Annotated in this window: 1 pseudogene; it reads left to right on the top strand. The window is 69.8% G+C overall.

The features are described 5' to 3' along the window. A pseudogene (locus tag EKO23_RS24860) lies at nucleotides 1-470 on the top strand (molybdopterin-dependent oxidoreductase); the annotation flags it as partial.

Below are 470 nucleotides of genomic sequence, written 5' to 3' on the forward strand. Positions count from 1 at the left end.
GCACTACGTCGGGCAGGAGAAGTGCCGCCCGGTCACCGGGTGGGCGCAGCTCGCGTTCGGCCTGGACTGGAAGCGGCCGCCGCGGCAGATGATCCACACCGCGTACTGGTACCTGCACACCGACCAGTTCCGCTACGACACGTTCGGCGCGGACACGGTCTCGGCGAAGACCGGTGCCGGCCTGCTGGCCGGGATGAGCACCGCCGACGTGATCGCCAAGAGCGCGCGGATGGGCTGGATGCCGTCCTACCCCACCTTCGACCGCAACCCGCTCGACCTCGCCGACGAGGCGGCCAAGGCCGGTCGTCCCGTCGCCGAGCACGTCGTGGACCAGCTCAAGTCGGGGGAGCTTCGGTTCGCCGCGGAGGACCCGGACTCGCCCGAGAACTTCCCGCGGGTACTAGCGATCTGGCGGGCCAACCTGCTCGGCTCGTCGGGCAAGGGCAACGAGTACTTCCTCAAGCACCTGC

The organism is Nocardioides guangzhouensis, assembly GCF_004519545.1.
In the GTDB taxonomy this organism is placed as follows: domain Bacteria; phylum Actinomycetota; class Actinomycetes; order Propionibacteriales; family Nocardioidaceae; genus Nocardioides; species Nocardioides guangzhouensis.